The sequence below is a fragment of the Labrys sp. Lb11 genome (assembly GCF_057554225.1).
Genome location: NZ_BAAJOT010000005.1, coordinates 402058 through 416946, shown reverse-complemented (window position 1 = coordinate 416946; position 14889 = coordinate 402058). Strand labels below are relative to the sequence as shown.

General features: G+C 69.8%; 15 protein-coding genes. 4 read left to right on the top strand and 11 right to left on the bottom strand.

Annotated features, from left to right (window positions below):
• Nucleotides 1-5: 5 nt before the first annotated feature.
• The 5 genes from AC27L4_RS20550 to ggt form a co-directional block, all read right to left on the bottom strand.
• Nucleotides 6-890: a carbohydrate ABC transporter permease gene (locus tag AC27L4_RS20550; protein ID WP_487144220.1), complete on the bottom strand. Its 885-nt coding sequence runs from the start codon at nucleotides 888-890 to the stop codon at nucleotides 6-8.
• A 134-nt stretch (nucleotides 891-1024) separates the two neighbouring features.
• Nucleotides 1025-2380 (bottom strand): extracellular solute-binding protein, encoded by a 1356-nt coding sequence (locus AC27L4_RS20545; RefSeq protein WP_487144219.1) that lies wholly within the window; start codon nucleotides 2378-2380, stop codon nucleotides 1025-1027.
• 124 nt (nucleotides 2381-2504) lie between these two features.
• Nucleotides 2505-3530, bottom strand: a complete 1026-nt coding sequence (locus AC27L4_RS20540; protein ID WP_487144218.1) for a CorA family divalent cation transporter — start codon at nucleotides 3528-3530, stop codon at nucleotides 2505-2507.
• A 93-nt stretch (nucleotides 3531-3623) separates the two neighbouring features.
• Entirely contained in the window at nucleotides 3624-3887 is a 264-nt protein-coding gene (locus AC27L4_RS20535; RefSeq protein ID WP_487144217.1) for a hypothetical protein, read from the bottom strand.
• A 96-nt stretch (nucleotides 3888-3983) separates the two neighbouring features.
• Complete coding sequence (ggt, locus tag AC27L4_RS20530; RefSeq protein ID WP_487144216.1) at nucleotides 3984-5756, bottom strand: gamma-glutamyltransferase; 1773 nt, start codon at nucleotides 5754-5756, stop codon at nucleotides 3984-3986.
• Nucleotides 5757-5827: 71 nt separating this feature from the next.
• On the opposite strand from ggt, the gene AC27L4_RS20525 reads away from it, so the two are divergent.
• From AC27L4_RS20525 to AC27L4_RS20515, 3 genes are all read left to right on the top strand, one after another.
• The gene (locus AC27L4_RS20525; RefSeq protein ID WP_487144215.1) at nucleotides 5828-6103 is read left to right on the top strand and encodes a hypothetical protein; all 276 of its coding nucleotides are present in this window, start codon (nucleotides 5828-5830) and stop codon (nucleotides 6101-6103) included.
• A 175-nt stretch (nucleotides 6104-6278) separates the two neighbouring features.
• The gene (locus AC27L4_RS20520) at nucleotides 6279-7601 is read left to right on the top strand and encodes an Hsp70 family protein (RefSeq protein ID WP_487144214.1); all 1323 of its coding nucleotides are present in this window, start codon (nucleotides 6279-6281) and stop codon (nucleotides 7599-7601) included.
• A 79-nt stretch (nucleotides 7602-7680) separates the two neighbouring features.
• Nucleotides 7681-8409 (top strand): class I SAM-dependent methyltransferase, encoded by a 729-nt coding sequence (locus tag AC27L4_RS20515; RefSeq protein WP_487144213.1) that lies wholly within the window; start codon nucleotides 7681-7683, stop codon nucleotides 8407-8409.
• On the opposite strand, the gene AC27L4_RS20510 is transcribed toward AC27L4_RS20515, so the two are convergent.
• Together AC27L4_RS20510 and AC27L4_RS20505 are read right to left on the bottom strand one after the other, a co-directional pair.
• Entirely contained in the window at nucleotides 8390-8551 is a 162-nt protein-coding gene (locus tag AC27L4_RS20510) for a hypothetical protein (RefSeq protein ID WP_487144212.1), read from the bottom strand. The two genes, AC27L4_RS20515 and AC27L4_RS20510, sit on opposite strands and share 20 nt — an antisense overlap.
• The gene (locus tag AC27L4_RS20505; protein WP_487144211.1) at nucleotides 8548-9966 is read right to left on the bottom strand and encodes an MFS transporter; all 1419 of its coding nucleotides are present in this window, start codon (nucleotides 9964-9966) and stop codon (nucleotides 8548-8550) included. Before AC27L4_RS20505 ends, AC27L4_RS20510 begins: the two co-directional genes overlap by 4 nt.
• A gap of 87 nt (nucleotides 9967-10053) precedes the next feature.
• Between AC27L4_RS20505 and AC27L4_RS20500 the strand changes: the two genes are divergently transcribed.
• A complete protein-coding gene (locus AC27L4_RS20500; protein ID WP_487144210.1) occupies nucleotides 10054-10689 on the top strand; it encodes a helix-turn-helix transcriptional regulator in 636 nt (211 codons plus the stop codon).
• Nucleotides 10690-10713: 24 nt separating this feature from the next.
• On the opposite strand, the gene ntrC is transcribed toward AC27L4_RS20500, so the two are convergent.
• The 4 genes from ntrC to AC27L4_RS20480 form a co-directional block, all read right to left on the bottom strand.
• On the bottom strand, nucleotides 10714-12153 hold the full coding sequence (gene ntrC, locus AC27L4_RS20495; protein ID WP_487144500.1) for a nitrogen regulation protein NR(I): 1440 nt from the start codon (nucleotides 12151-12153) through the stop codon (nucleotides 10714-10716).
• 133 nt (nucleotides 12154-12286) lie between these two features.
• Complete coding sequence (locus AC27L4_RS20490) at nucleotides 12287-13387, bottom strand: two-component system sensor histidine kinase NtrB (RefSeq protein ID WP_487144209.1); 1101 nt, start codon at nucleotides 13385-13387, stop codon at nucleotides 12287-12289.
• The gene (gene dusB, locus AC27L4_RS20485) at nucleotides 13384-14436 is read right to left on the bottom strand and encodes a tRNA dihydrouridine synthase DusB (protein WP_487144208.1); all 1053 of its coding nucleotides are present in this window, start codon (nucleotides 14434-14436) and stop codon (nucleotides 13384-13386) included. Before dusB ends, AC27L4_RS20490 begins: the two co-directional genes overlap by 4 nt.
• A 107-nt stretch (nucleotides 14437-14543) precedes the next feature.
• Nucleotides 14544-14813 (bottom strand): hypothetical protein, encoded by a 270-nt coding sequence (locus AC27L4_RS20480; RefSeq protein WP_487144207.1) that lies wholly within the window; start codon nucleotides 14811-14813, stop codon nucleotides 14544-14546.
• Nucleotides 14814-14889: the final 76 nt, after the last annotated feature.

Below are 14889 nucleotides of genomic sequence, written 5' to 3'. Positions count from 1 at the left end.
GGGCCTCACTTGTAGTGGACGCGCCGCTCGATGAAGCGGAACTGGACGATGGTGAGGGCCACGACCAGCAGCATCAGGATGATCGACTGGGCGGCGGCCCCGGAATAGTCGAGCCCCCTGAAGCCGTCGAAATAGATCTTGTAGACCATCAGCTCGGTGGCGCGGGCCGGCCCGCCCGACGTCATGATGTCGACGATGCCGAAGCTGTCCTGGAAGCTCTCGGTGATGTTGATGACGACGAGGAAGAACAGGGTCGGCGTCAGCAGCGGCAGCTGGATGTCGCGCATGCGGCGCAGCGGCCCCGAGCCGTCCATGGCCGCCGCTTCGATCAGCGCGTGCGGGATCGCCTGCAGCGCCGAGAGGAAGAAGATGAAATTGTAGCCGACATATTTCCAGGCGAAGGTGACGATCACCGCGATCATCGCGTCAGTGCCGTCGAGGGCCGGGTTCCACAGGCCCGGCCAGGCGGTGTTGACGAAGGCGAGCAGCCCCGCCTCGGGCGCCAGGATGAAGCGGAAGGCCAGGCCCAGGGCCGGCGCGGCGATGGCATAGGGCCACACGAACACGGTGCGGTAGACGCGGGCACCACGCAGGTTGCGGTCGGTGAACAGCGCCAGCATCAGGGCAAGGCCCATGGCGAGCCCGGTCGAGGCGAGGCCGAAGACGAGGCTGCGCCCCACCGCGTCCCAATAGACGGGATCGCGCAGCAGTTCGGTGAAGTTGCGGAACCCGACCCAGCGGTTGCCGCCGCCCCAGGCCTGCTCCAGCGTGAAGGCCCAGTAGAGCGCCTGCCCGCTCGGCCAGTAGAAGAAGACGAAGACGAGCAGGAGCATCGGCGCGGCGAAGAGCAGGCCGATGGTCGTGGACGAGAAAGTGACGCGCTTTTCCATGCGATGTGCGAAGCGTCGGGGGCGTGTCTCGAGGGAGACCGGCGTGACGGTCTTCAGGCGCCGGTCCCGGACGCAGCGGCTGCCGGCCCGGGACCCGCTATGGCTGTGTCCGGGCGCCGGCCCGGACGAGCCGGTCAGGGCAAGGCCTTGCCTTCGTAGGTGTCGGCGAAGCGCTTGGTCAGGTCGTTGCCGCGGGCGACGACGGTGTCGATCGCGGTCTGGACGTCCTCGTTCTTGGCGAAGACCGCCTGCAGGCCGTTGGCGACCTCGCCGCGGATCTGGATCATGGCGCCCAGGCGGATGCCGCGGGTGATCGGCGTCGGCTCGCTGGCGGTCAGGCTCTTGATCGCCCATTCGCGGCCCTTGTACGGCGCCTTGTCGTAGAAGCCGTTCTTGACCATGAAATCGTAGCCGGACTTGCGCACCGGGATGTAGCCGGTGTTGGTCGACCAGAACAGCGCCTCTTCCGGCTTGGCGATGAAGTCGAAGAAGGCGGCCGCGGCCTTGTATTCGGGCTGCGACTTGCCGGCGAGGACCCAGAGCGAGGCGCCGCCGACCAGCGAGTTCTTGCGCTCCGTGCCCTTGTAGACCGGCAGCCAGGCGACATCCCAGGCCATGTCCGGCTTGGCGGTGCGGCCGATGGCGCCATGGTCGCCGACCGAGGTGAGGATCATCTGGCAGTCGCCGCCGGCGAAGGCCTCGACCATGGTCTGGCCGGTCTCCTTCGACTTGATCACCGCCAGGCCCTGGTCGTACCAGCTCTTGAGATCCTTGATGTACTGGACAAATTTGGTCTTGTTGAACAGGAGCTCGGCGTCGAGCCCGTCAAAGCCGTTGTTCTTGGTGGCGATCGGCTCGCCATGGATGGCGGAGAACTGCTCCAGCAACTGCCAGCTCTCGTCGCGGCTGATGTTGAAGCCGAGGGGGCAGCTGTAGCCGGCGGCCTTCAGCGCCTTCATGTCCTCGCCCGCCTCCTCCCAGGTCCCCGGCGCATGGTCCTTGCCGATCTTGGCGAAGGCGTCCTTGTTCCAGTAGAGCAGCGCCGTGGAAGAATTGAAGGGGAAGGACAGCATCTCGCCCTTGGAGGTGGCGTAGTAGCGGGCGATGCCGGGGAAGTAGTCGTTCCAGTCGACCTTGTAGCCGTTGTCGGCCATCAGCTTGTCGGCGGGATAATAGGCGTCGGAGAGCATCAGCGTCGCGGTGCCGACGTCGAAGACCTGGACGATGGTCGGCTGCTTGCCGGCGCGGAAGGCGGCGATGGTGTTCTGCACCGCAGCGTCATACGAGCCCTGGCTGGTGCAGGTGACTTCATAGTCCTTCTGCGAGTCATTGAAGTGCTGGCACACTTCCTGGACGCGCTTGGCAATGTCCCCGGTGTTGCCGAACCAGAAATCAATCCTGGTCTTTTCGGCAAGAGCCGTCGAGGTGCCGACGGCGAGGCTCAGAAGACTGGCGGCGGCGAGCACCGCGCCCCGCAGCGAAAGGTTCATCTTGTCATCCCCCTGCTTGAACTGGCCCAGGATCAGTGAGCGTCCCTGCAGCGGGTGGTAGTCGCTTTGTATGACACTTTGAAAACCGCCCGGCCCGATCCCGGGAAACCTGCGACGGCAGGGCTCATATCTTCAGGCTGGCGCCGGCGCGCAGCAGCGCCCAGTAGAACAGCGCCGTGGCAAGGCCAAGCAGGCCCATCGCGATCCAGAACCCGCCCTCGGTGTGAGTGAGCGGCAGGCCCTCGGTGTTCATGCCGAAGATGCCGACCACCAGCGAGCCCGGCAGCAGCAGCGCCGTCATCACCGCCAGAGCCCGGAGGCTGCGGTTCGATTCCTCGGCGAGCTCGCTCGCCACCTCCTCCTGCAGCAGCCGCGCCCGCTCACTCACCATCATCACCTCGCGGTCGAGGGATTGCAGCCGGGCCCCCAGGCGCTGCAGCATGGCATGGCCGGAGGACGGCAGCTCCCAGTTGCCGCGATCCTCCTCCTGGAACATCGCGACCAGCGCCGCGATCGGCCGATGCACGGAGACGGCCAGCCGGCGCACCGCCACCAGCCGCCGCCGCTCATTGCTCAGCCGTTCGCCGACAATGTGGTCCTCCACCGCGTCGAGCTCGCCCGTCACCTCGGCGAGGCGCCGGCCGGCGGCCCGACAGAAGCGGGAGAGAATGGCCTCGAACAGGGCATAGCCGCTTTCCGGCCGCAGGCCGGCGTCGAGCGCCTCGCGCACCGCCTCGACCGAGGCCAGCGCATGGCGGCGGCCGGTGACCAGCAGCCGCGGGGCGACCGCGAAATAGAGCCGGCCGACACCGCCGCCGCCGCGGGCCCACTCCCTGTGGAAATCGGCGCAGACGCCATAGACCACCCCTGCCTCATGGCCGAGCGTCAGTGCTTCGTCGTGGTGCTCCAGGATCGATCGGACCGCCGGCGGCAGGCCGCAGACCTGCCCGACCCAGCCATGGGCGCGCCGGTCGATCAGGTCGAGATGCAGCCAGACCCAGCCTTCGGGCCGCCGAAGCGCCTCGGCCACCGCGTCGGCGGCAAGCGGCCGGGCCGGCTCGCCCGGCATCATGGCATAGGCCCAGATGAGACCGGACATGTAATCCTGGTCGGGGACGATCGGCGCCGGCGGCACGGAGAGCTGGAACATGGCCGCGAATGCCTCGCTCGCCGGAGAATCGCCCTGGGGGCACACCCTAGCGCCGGCGGATGAAGCGGCGGTGACGGCGTCCGGCCGGACGACTCAGGGCCAGGACTTGGACAGCGCCGCCGCCAGCAGCCAGAGGCCGAGGTCCCGAGCGGCCTGCCGGTCGAGCGCGATGGTGCTCTTGGAGCCGTAGCCGGTGTTGCCGGCCCAGGGATTCTCAACGGTGAGCGCGATCGCCCCGTCGTCGGCGATGGCCTTGACGCAGTCCTGCTCATAGCCCTTGCCGCTGTAGAAGATCGGCACGAAGCGGGCCATCGCCTGGTCGAGGGCCTCGATCTCGGTCTTGCTCAGGGTGGACATGACACGTCTCCACGCCATGCGGGCCGCAGCGGGCCTCGCTCCGCCACCCGTCCCGAAGCCCCCGCAAGCCGGCAAGCGGCTGGGCGGTTCAGGCTTTCATTCGGCCACCGCCGCTCCCGCCGGCCGACGATTGTCGTTGGCGCCGAAGACGGTGCCCGGCTTGGGCTGCCAGAGCTTCAGCGTGTCGTCGCCGAAGGACGGCAGGGCCTCGCCGGCCGGACGGGCGTCGGCCGACAGGATGGCTTCGACCGCCGCCCAGGGCTTCTGGACGGCGACGCGATGACCGCGTTCGACAAGTGCCTGGATCGTGTCGGGCGACAGGGCGTAGGGCTCGGCATAGATCACGTCCGGTAGCCATTGATGGTGGATGCGCGGGGCGTCGACCGCCTCCTGCAGCGACATGCCATGATCGACGATATTGATGATCGCCTGCGCCACGGCCGTGATGATGCGCGCGCCGCCGGGACTGCCGAGCACCAGGAAGGGCTTGCCGCCGCGGGTGACGATCGTCGGACTCATCGAGCTCAGCGGCCGCTTGTTCGGCGCGATGGCGTTGGCCTCGCCCTGGACCAGACCGAACATGTTTGGAGCGCCGGGCTTGAGCGTGAAGTCGTCCATCGTGTCGTTGAGGAAGAAGCCGGTACCCGGCGCCATCACCTTGGCGCCGAAATAGGCGTTGATCGAATAGGTCACCGCCACGGCGTTGCCGGCCGCGTCGACGACGGAATAATGGGTGGTCTGCGTGCCCTCGTGCGGGGGGATGCCCGGCCCGACGTCGCGCGAGGGCGTGGCGCGGTTGCGGTCGATCACGGCGCGCACGGAGGCGGCATAGGATTTCGAGGTCAGCTTCTGCACGGGATTGCTGACGAAGTCCGGGTCGCCCAGCGTGTTGTTGCGGTCGACATAGACATGGCGCATCGCCTCGGCCATCAAGAGCACGGTGTCGGCGGAGCCGTAGCCGAGATAGCCGAGCGGATAGAACTCCAGCACGTTGAGAAGCTCGCAGATCGCCGTGCCGCCCGAGCTCGGCGGCGCCGCCGCCAGGATGTCGTAGCCGCGATAGCTGCAGGTGACGGGATCGCGCAGCGGCGCCGTATAGGCGGCGAGATCTGCCTTGGTGATCAGGCCGCCGCCGGCCTGGCTGGCAGCGGCGAGCTTGTCGGCGACGGCGCCCTGATAGAAGACGGACGGACCGTCCTTGGCGATGGCCTCCAGCGTCGCGGCGAGGTCGGCCTGCACCAGCCGCTCGCCCGGTTGCAGGCCGCGACCCTCCTTGAGGAAGATGGCGGCGATGCCGGGGTCGCGCCTGAAGGCCTCGGTGCCGGACGCCAGGATCGCCGCGTCGGCGGCGTTGAGCACGAAGCCTTCACGGGCGAGCTTGATCGCCGGCGCCATCACGTCGGCGCGCGGCAGGGTGCCGAAGCGCGTCAGCGCCGTGTCGAGTCCCATCACCGAGCCCGGCACGGCGGCTGCGAGCCAGCCGTCGAGGCTGGCGCGCGGCGTCGGCGCGCCTTTGGCGTCGAGATACATGTCCGGCCTGGCGGCACCCGGCGCCTTCTCGCGGAAATCGATGAAGAAGGAGCGGCCGTCGGCCAGCCGCAGCGTCATGAAGCCGCCGCCGCCGATATTGCCGCAGCACGGGTTGACCACCGCCTGGGCATAGCCGACCGCCACGGCGGCATCGACGGCATTGCCGCCCCGGCGCAGAATCTCGGCGCCAACCTGCGAGGCAAGGGCCTGGTCGCTCACCACCATGCCGCGCCGGCCCTCGACCGGCTGGGGCGAGATCGCCGCTGCAGGCACGGCGGCCGCGACCGCGAGAACCAGCACCAAAGCCCGGAGCGATGCCCGGCGCACCACCTGTCCCATGCGATACTCCCCTCTGCCGCGGCGATCATGCTACCGTCGCGCCGGTTGCGCCAGACCTTCCGGAAGCCCGCATGCGCCTGCCTGTCGCCGTCCTCACCCTGCTGGTGCTGGGCACCGCCGCGCCGGCCGCCAACCGGTGCGGCATGCGGCCGGACGACTGGTGCCCCGCCAGGTCCGGCGATCCTTGCGGCCGCCATGGCAGCGTCGAAACGTGCCGGGCCGACAAGACCTGCTACGGCCTGCCCTACTCCGGTGAATCCCTGGTCGCGTGCAGGCGCGACGATCGCGGCTTCGGCCTCAACTGCCCGACCGTCGGCTGCACGAGCGAGGAACCGGCCAAACCCTGACGGCGCCGGCCGAATCAACCTGCCCCAGGTGGGATTGGCCATGTTCAAGGCCGGCGGCAGCGCAAGCCCCGAAACCGCGCGCCCTGGGCCGGCCCGTGCCGCGGACCAGCCGGCGCTGGCGCCGCGGGCCCACATGCGCTAAGAGCCCCGCCCCCTTTCCACCCGCGAGCGCCCCATGCCGACACAGCCTGCCGCCGACATGTCGATCGGCATCGATTTCGGCACCAGCAACACGGTCGTCGCCATCGCGCGGCCCGGCGCGCCGGCCATGACCGTGACCTTCGACCACAATGGCCGGCCACTGAACAGCTACATCTCGGCGCTCTGCTTCTGGGACGAGCGGCGCGGCGGCTCGGCCACCACGCGCGTGGAGGGCGGCCCGTGGGCGATCGACCAGCTCGTCGACGCCGGCGCGCCGCAGCGCTTCATCCAGTCATTCAAGACTTTCGCGGCCAGCGCCACGTTCCAGGACACCCGCATCTTCCGCGAGAAATACCGGTTCGAGGACCTGCTGGTCGCCTTCCTCCGCAGCCTCGCCGGGCACGCCGGGGCGCCGCTCGATCTTTCAGGGGCGCGGGTGGTCATCGGGCGGCCGGTCAAGTTCGCCGGCCAGCACCCCAATGACGGCCTCGCCATGCAGCGCTACCGCGACGCCTTCGGCCGGATGGAAGCTGGTCAGGCGACCTATGTGTTCGAGCCGGTCGGTGCCGCCTTCTTCTACGCCCGCGGCCTGCAGCGCGACGCCACCGTCCTGGTCGCCGACTTCGGCGGCGGCACCAGCGACTTCTCGGTGATGCGCTTCGAGCGGACCGGCGGCCAGCTCAGGGCCGAGCCGCTGGGCCATGCCGGCATCGGCATCGCCGGCGACGCCTTCGACTATCGCATCGTCGACCGGGTGGTCTCGCCGCGGCTCGGCAAGGGCTCAAGCTATCGCTCCTTCGACAAGGAACTGGCCGTCCCCAACCACTACTACGCCAACCTGGCGCGCTGGCACCAGTTGGCGATGATGAAGGCCAATGGCGACCTCAAGGGCCTGCGCGACCTCGCCAAGGTGGCGCTGAAGCCGGAGCTGCTCCTGAAGTTCGCCGATATCATCGAGTTCGACCTCGGCTTCGCTCTCTACCGCGCCGTCTCGGAGGCCAAGTTCGCCCTCTCGGCCGGCGACGAAGTCCGCTTCCGCTTCGCCGGCGAGGGCATCGACATCGGCGCCACGGTCACCCGCCGGGATTTCGAGAGCTGGATCGCGCCCGACGTCGCCCGCATCGCCGCCACGGTGGACGAGGTGCTGCGCCGCGCCGGCACGGCGGAGGACGAGATCGAGCGCGTGTTCCTCACCGGCGGCACGTCGCTGGTGCCGGCGATCCGAAACCTGTTCGTCAATCGCTTCGGCGCGGAGCGGCTGACCAGCACCGACCAGTTCGAGTCGATCGCCGCCGGCCTGGCAATGATCGGACAGGAGGCGGACGTGGCGCGGTGGGCAGCGCCGGAGGCGGAGTAGGCCGCGTCCCGCCCCGGCCCTCGGCTGGCGGCGCCTGCCGTTGACAGTCCCTGCGGCGGCCCCTTCGATGGAGACACTCATGGCACAGAACATCTACGACAATCCGGCTTTCTTTGCCGGCTACAGCCAGTTGCCGCGCCAGGTCCACGGGCTTTCGGGAGCCCCGGAATGGCCGGCCATCCGCGCCGTGCTGCCCGACCCGGCCGGCAGGCGCGTGGTGGATCTGGGCTGCGGCTTCGGCTGGTTCGCGCGCTGGGCCCGCGAGCACGGCGCCGCCTCCGCCCTCGGCCTCGACCTGTCCGAGAACATGATCGCCCGGGCGAAGGCCGACACGCCCGATCCGGGGATCGAATACCGGATCGCCGACCTCGAGGAGCTCGACCTGCCCGAAGCTAGCTTCGACCTCGCCTACAGCGCTCTCGCCTTCCACTACATCCGGGACTTCGCGCGGCTGGCGCGCACGATCCACCGTTCGCTCGTGCCGGGAGCCGACCTGGTCTTCACCGTCGAGCACCCGATCTACATGGCCGCGGCGCATCCGCGGTGGTGGGCGGACGAGGACGGCCGCAAGACCTGGCCGGTCAACGGCTATGCCATCGAGGGCGAGCGGCGGACGGACTGGTTCGCCAAGGGTGTGCTCAAATATCACCGCCGGGTCGGCACGACCCTGAACGCGCTGATCAGCGCCGGCTTCGCCATCCGCCACGTCGAGGAGTTCGCGCCGACGGCCGAGCAGGTCGCGCAGGTCCCCGACCTGGCGGAGGAGCTGGAGCGCCCGATGATGCTGCTCATGGCCGCGCGGCGATAGGGCTGCCATCGGCCTCTCCCGAAGCGGCAACGCCGCTCGTGCCGACCGAGAGGGTGGCGACGCTGGCACCCCACTGGTCGGAATTGAGGAGCGCCCGCGAATCCCCGTGCGGCGCCCGGAACGCCGTACCCTTGTCCGTCATGCCTCGGCTCCTTCGCGCGTGTCCAGGGCCGATTTCACCCCGGTGCCGGTGAAACGCCACGCCGCCAGGCAGCCGAGCAGCGCCGACGGCACGAACACCACGAAGACCCAGAGGGCGGCCGAGGCGGCGGCTGCCGCGGTCGCGCCTTCGGCGAGGCCGGCGGAGTTGGCGGCGATGCCGGCAGCCGCAGCGCCGAGAGCGTAGCCGATGCGCTGGACGTTCGGCGCGGCGGCGGCGGCAAGCGTCTGGTCCTCCGCCGCGGCGTTGGCGGTGAGACGCCCCATCAGGAAGGGCCAGAACACGCCGAAGCCGGCACCCTGCAGCAGCACGCACAGCGCCAGTCCGGCGAGCGAGCCCAGGGTAAGGGCCAGCGCCAGGCCGCAGGCGCCGAGGGCCGCGAGAACGGCGCCGGTGCGGATCAAGGCCGGCTGGCGCGATGGCGCCGCGCGCGAGACCAGCAGGGTGCTGACGCTCCAGGCGACGGATTCGCCGGCCAGCAGCCAGCCCGCCATCAGGGGCGGCTCGTCGAACACCAGCTTCAGCACCAGCGGGCCGTAGATCCAGAAGCTGGTGGTCGAGGCCGACAGCAGCAGCACCATGCCGAGGCCCGAGGCCAGCGGATGGCCAGGCGTCAGGCTGTGGCGCGGCAGCATCCGATCGGCCGAGATGCCGTCGCGGCGGGCGGCCACGACCAGCAGCACGGCGCCGAGCCCGGCCAGGACGATCGAGGCCGTCATGCCGCCGGCCTCGCCGGCGGCGGAGATCGCCAGGACGGCGGCGAAGAGCAGCAGCAGCGGCAGCCAGGGCCAGCGGCCGCCGGAGTGCCTGAGCACCGGGTTGGGCAGCAGCGCCGCCACGGCCGCCGTCAGGACGGCCGCCTGGACCAGGAACAGCCAGAAGGCGCCGCGCCAGAAGCCGATCTCGACGAACAGGGCGCCGAGCAGCGGGCCGGTCAGCGCCGCCACGCTCCAGATCACGGCTTCGAGGGCGATCAGGCGGCTCCACAGGCGCTCGGGAAAGAGCGCCTGTGTCGCGACATAGCCGAGCGCCAGCAGCATGCCGCCACCCATGCCCTGCAGCAGGCGGCTCGCCAGCAAGATCGGCATGTCCGGCGCCAGGGCGCCGATCAGGCAGCCGATGCCGTAGGCCAGGATCGCGGCCAGGAAGGCCGGTCTGAGGCCGAGGCGCAGCACCACCGCCCCGGCTGCGGCGCCGGTGACGATCGAGCCGATCTGGTAGAGCGCGATCGTCCAGTTGATCAGGGTGACGCCGCCGATGTCGGCGATGGCGGCCGGCATCAGCGTCGCCGTGACCAGGGAGTCGGCGGCATGCAGCCAGATGCCGCCGCAGATCATGGCAAAGGTCTTGAGATGGCCGGTCCCGGCCAGGTCGCGCCAGATCGAGAGCCTCGCCATGCCGCTTGCCTCGGTTATTTAACAATGGCAATCTTGCTTAATTCTACTATTTAAGCAAGTACTGTATTGCTAAAAAAGAGAGGCGATTTGGACAAGGGTTCCGAGGCCGTGCTGTTCCGACTCAAGATGCTCGGCCCGACCAGCGCCGAGGTGCTGGCGGCGCAGCTGGAGGTCAGCGTCCAGGCGGCGCGCCAGAGCCTGGACCGGCTGCTGCGCGACGGGCTGGTGGCTTTCGCCGACACGCCGTCCGGCCGCGGACGGCCGCGTCGCACCTGGTCGCTGACCGCTGCGGCGCAGTCGCGCTTTCCCGACACCCATGCCGAGCTGACCGCCGAGCTGATCGGCCTCGTCCGCGACGAGTTCGGCGAGGCGGGCCTGGATGCCCTGGTGGCGCGGCGGGCCGGACATGTGCGCGCCTATTATCGCAGCCGCTGCGGCATCAAGCCGTCGATCGAGGGCCGGCTCGCCGCCCTGGCCGAGGCGCGCACGGCCGAAGGCTACATGGCGGCCTGGACCCGCGAGCCGGACGGCTCGTTCCTGCTCGTCGAGAACCATTGCCCGATCTGCGCCGCCGCCATGGTCTGCCAGGGCTTCTGCGCCAGCGAGCTGGACCTGTTCCGCGAAGTCATCGGCCGCGACTGGCAGGTGGAGCGCATCGACCACATCGTCGCCGGCGCCCGCCGCTGCGCCTATCGGATAACGCCGGTCGTAGCCCCGCGCTGACCGCGGGCCAGGCCCGTGGCGCCGTCACCGCATGGTGCGGATGACCTGGATGTCGAGGTCGCGGATCTTCTTGCGCAGCGTGTTGCGGTTGACGCCCAGGAGCTCGGCCGCCTTGATCTGGTTGCCGCGGGTGGCCGCCAGCGCCGCGCCGATCAGCGGCTCCTCGACGTCCTTGAGGATGCGGTGATAGAGGCCGGGGGGCGGCAGGTCGTCGCCGAACTTGCCGAAATACCGGGCCATGTGCCGCTCCACCGAGGCGGACAGCGTCTCGTCCGCCAGGGTCTCGCCCTCCAGCGGCATGGATTCGGGCGTCGACAGCTCCTGCTCGATGATGGAGGCGGTGATCGTCTCCTGCGGGTAGAGCGCGGCGAGGCGGCGCACCAGATTCTCCAGCTCGCGCACATTGCCCGGCCAGCGATGGCGCTTCATCCGCTCCATCGCGGCAGCATCGATGTGCTTGACCGGCAGCCCTTCGCGCTCGCCGAGCTTGAAGAAGTGGCGCACGAGATCGGGCACGTCCTCGGCGCGCTCGCGCAGCGGCGGCAGGCGCAGCGGCACGACGTTGAGGCGGAAGAACAGATCCTCGCGGAAGAAGCCCTGCTGGATCAGGATGCGCAGATCCTTGTTGGTGGCCGCGACGATGCGCACATCGGTCTTGATCGGCGTGCGCCCGCCGACCGTGGTGTACTCGCCCTGCTGCAGCACGCGCAGCAGCCGGGTCTGGGCCTCCATCGGCATGTCGCCGATCTCGTCGAGGAACAGCGTGCCGCCCTCCGCCTGCTCGAAGCGGCCGGACGACCGGGCATTGGCGCCGGTGAAGGCGCCCTTCTCGTGGCCGAACAGCTCCGACTCGATCAGGTCGCGCGGAATGGCCGCCATGTTGATGGCGACGAAGGCGCCGTTGCGGCGCTTGCCGTAGTCGTGCAGGGCGCGGGCCACCAGTTCCTTGCCGGTGCCGGACTCGCCGTTGATCATCACGGTGAGGTCGGTCTGCATAAGCCGGGCCAGGACGCGATAGATCTCCTGCATCGCCGCCGAGCGGCCGACCAGCGGAATCGCCTCGGCGTCGTCCTGGGGGCGGGCCGGCACCTTGTTGCGCGGCTCGGTCAGGGCGCGGCCGACGATGGCGATCAGCTCCTTGAGGTCGAAGGGCTTGGGCAGGTAGTCGTACGCCCCCTTCTCCGAGGCGCGGATCGCGGTCATCAGCGTGTTCTGGGCACTCATCACCACGACCGGCAGCTCGGGCCTGAGCTTCTTGATGCGCGGCAGCATGTCGAAGGCGTTCTCGTCCGGCATCACCACGTCGGTGATGACGAGATCCCCCTCGCCCTGGCTGACCCAGCGCCAGAGCGTGGTGGCGTTGCCGGTCGAGCGGACGTCGTAGCCCGCCCGCGACAGGGCCTGGCTGAGGACCGTGCGGATGGCGGCGTCGTCGTCCGCGACCAGAATGCTGCCTGCCTGCATCGCCATGGCCAGTACCCCGCTCCAGGCAGGATTTCCGAACTCCGCCCGCGGGGCGGGGCCGAAACCCTGCAGATTCTCAACTCGAAGCAGCACCTCCGGGATCGGAACCGCGTTCCGACCCCGGAAGCAATCTCTAGGATCCGCGCTCGGGCCGATACATCGGCAAGAGGATGCGGAACGTGGTGCGACGCGGCTGGCTGTCGCATTCGACGATGCCGCCGTGGTCACCGACGATCTTGGCCACCAGCGCCAGGCCGAGGCCGGACCCCGTCACCTTCGTGGTGACGAAGGGATCGAACAGATGCGGCAGCAGATCCCCCGGCACCCCCGTCCCGTTGTCGCGGATGCAGATCTCGAGCGGCAGGCCGACCCGCGAGGCCGAGCCCGGCACGGTGAGCTTCACGCCCGGCTTGAAGCCGGTGGTCATCACGATCTCGCCGTCGGAATGGCCGTCGATGGCCTCGGCGGCGTTCTTGACCAGGTTGAGCACCACCTGGATCAGCTGGTCCTTGTTGGCCAGGACATGCGGCAGCGAAGGATCGTAGTCCTCGACGAAGCGGATGCGCCGGGCGAAGCCGGACTGGGCCAGCTTCTTCACGTGCTCCAGCACGACGTGGATGTTGATCGGCTCGCGCGCGACCGGCCGCTCGTCGGAGAACACCTCCATGCGGTCGACCAGCTTGACGATGCGGTCGGCCTCCTCGCAGATCAGCCGGGTCAGCGCCCGGTCCTGGTCGTCGACCGACTGCTCCAGGAGCTGGGCCGCGCCGCGAATGCCCGAGAGCGGGTTCTTGATCTCGTGCGCCAGCATGGAGGCGAGCGCCGTCACCGAGCGCGCCGCGCCGCGATGGGTGAGCTGGCGGTCCATCTTGTCGGCGATGGTGCGCTCCTGCAGCATCACCACCACGCCGCCGGAGCGGTCGAGCAGCGGCGCTACCTGGATGTCGACCAGCCGCTCGGCGCCGATGCGCGAGGATCCGATGTCGACGCGATATTCATTCACCGGCGCGGCGCGCTCGCGCACCTGCTCGATCAGGGCCAGCAGCGGCGAGCCGAAGGGCAGGAGATCCTTGAGCTGGTGGCGCCGCATCACCGGCGCGCTGATCTCGAAGAAGGCTTCCGCCGCCATGTTGGCGTCGGTGACATGCCCTTCGGCATCCACGGACAGCACGGCGTGCGGCAGGGCGTTCAGCGCCGCATCATGATTGGGCATGTTGGCCGGCAGGGTGGTCATGCGGCGGCCCTGAAGCCGAGCGTGTCGAAAAAACGGGCAAAGTCCGCCTCGACCGCCTGCGGATCCTCGCCGCGCAGCACCCGGCCTCGCAAGTCGCCGTCTCCGCCGCCGAAACAGTCCTGCGCCGCCTCCATGGTCGAGGCCAGATGCTTGCGGGCGTGGCGCACGCCGGCGGCGGCACCGTAGAGGCCGAGCAGGCCGCGATAATGCTCGAGGGCGAGGTCGCGCTGGACCATGGCGGGCGGCGGCTCCGGCTGGCGGCCGCCGGCAAGGCCCCGGGCGATCGCCCCGGGAAGCCAGGGCCGACCCTGCGCCGCCCGGCCGACCATGACCGCGTCGGCGCCGGAGCGCGCCAGCATCTCGCGCGCATCGGCGAGCGAGCCGCAATCGCCATTGGCGACCACGGGGATGGCCACCGCCTGCTTCACAGCCCGGATCGCCCGCCAGTCGGCGCGGCCCTTGTAGAACTGGTTGCGGGTGCGGCCGTGTACGGTGACCATGGCGATGCCGGCCCCCTCGGCCCGGCGCGCCAGGTCCGGCGCGTTCAGGCAGGTCTCGTCCCAGCCGAGCCGCATCTTGACCGTGACGGGCACGCGCACCGCCGCCACCGTCGCCTCGATCAGGGTCAGCGCATGGTCGAGGTCGCGCATCAGGGCCGAGCCCGACCAGCCGCCGGTGACGCGCTTGGCCGGACAGCCCATGTTGATGTCGATGATGTCGGCGCCGGAGGCCTCGGCCACCCGGGCGGCCTCGGCCATCCAATGGGCCTGGCGGCCGGCGAGCTGCACCACATGCGGCCCGATGCCGGGCGCCTCGGCCCGCAGCCGCGCTTCCTCGTCGCCCGTGGCCAGGAGGTCGCTGGCGACCATTTCGGACACCACCAGCCCGGCGCCCTCGCGCCGGACGATGCGGCGGAAGGCTGCGTCGGTGACGCCGGACATCGGCGCCAGGACGACGGCGTTGTCGACCGCGACCGGGCCCACGGCAAAACCGGATCGGGTGCCGGGAGGCGCTGCGTCAGGCCCCTCGGCGGCTGCTGTGCCTGGCATGAGCGCGGGCCTCCGTCTGTGCCCGCACCTTAAGCCGGTGTCAGCATGCGCATCAAGGGTCAATCGCCTGTTTTGCGTGCATGCCCGTAAAACGGGCAATGCATGGCTCAATGAGTCGTCAGGAAAGCGCGGGCGGCGCGCTGGGCCTCGGCGACGGCCTCGCGGCTCATCTCCGCCGCGACCTCGCCGCGCCGACGCGCCGCGTCGGCGCAGCCCTTGGCGGCAGCGATGTTGAAGAACTTGTGCGCCTCGACGAGGTCGACCGCGCCGGCGCGGCCGGCCGCGCACTGGACGCCGAGATCGTAGAACATCTCGGCGGTGAACACGGCGCCGGCCATCTCGGCCATCTCGGGCGCAGCCATTTCGAAGCGAGCCATCATCCGTCTCCCTGCTGGAGCGGCCTCGTTCACCGGGCCCCTCGCCGCTCAAGTGCCTGAAGGCCTTGGCCTTCGT

Excerpts from the sequence above, each read along its gene's own strand:
- AC27L4_RS20550 (WP_487144220.1), bottom strand. The coding sequence starts at position 890 with ATGGAAAAGCGCGTCACTTTCTCGTCCACGACCATCGGCCTGCTCTTC.
- AC27L4_RS20545 (WP_487144219.1), bottom strand. The coding sequence starts at position 2,380 with ATGAACCTTTCGCTGCGGGGCGCGGTGCTCGCCGCCGCCAGTCTTCTG.
- AC27L4_RS20540 (WP_487144218.1), bottom strand. The coding sequence starts at position 3,530 with ATGTTCCAGCTCTCCGTGCCGCCGGCGCCGATCGTCCCCGACCAGGAT.
- AC27L4_RS20535 (WP_487144217.1), bottom strand. The coding sequence starts at position 3,887 with ATGTCCACCCTGAGCAAGACCGAGATCGAGGCCCTCGACCAGGCGATG.
- ggt (WP_487144216.1), bottom strand. The coding sequence starts at position 5,756 with ATGGGACAGGTGGTGCGCCGGGCATCGCTCCGGGCTTTGGTGCTGGTT.
- AC27L4_RS20525 (WP_487144215.1), top strand. The coding sequence starts at position 5,828 with ATGCGCCTGCCTGTCGCCGTCCTCACCCTGCTGGTGCTGGGCACCGCC.
- AC27L4_RS20520 (WP_487144214.1), top strand. The coding sequence starts at position 6,279 with ATGCCGACACAGCCTGCCGCCGACATGTCGATCGGCATCGATTTCGGC.
- AC27L4_RS20515 (WP_487144213.1), top strand. The coding sequence starts at position 7,681 with ATGGCACAGAACATCTACGACAATCCGGCTTTCTTTGCCGGCTACAGC.
- AC27L4_RS20510 (WP_487144212.1), bottom strand. The coding sequence starts at position 8,551 with ATGACGGACAAGGGTACGGCGTTCCGGGCGCCGCACGGGGATTCGCGG.
- AC27L4_RS20505 (WP_487144211.1), bottom strand. The coding sequence starts at position 9,966 with ATGGCGAGGCTCTCGATCTGGCGCGACCTGGCCGGGACCGGCCATCTC.
- ntrC (WP_487144500.1), bottom strand. The coding sequence starts at position 12,153 with ATGCAGGCAGGCAGCATTCTGGTCGCGGACGACGACGCCGCCATCCGC.
- AC27L4_RS20490 (WP_487144209.1), bottom strand. The coding sequence starts at position 13,387 with ATGACCACCCTGCCGGCCAACATGCCCAATCATGATGCGGCGCTGAAC.
- dusB (WP_487144208.1), bottom strand. The coding sequence starts at position 14,436 with ATGCCAGGCACAGCAGCCGCCGAGGGGCCTGACGCAGCGCCTCCCGGC.
- AC27L4_RS20480 (WP_487144207.1), bottom strand. The coding sequence starts at position 14,813 with ATGGCTCGCTTCGAAATGGCTGCGCCCGAGATGGCCGAGATGGCCGGC.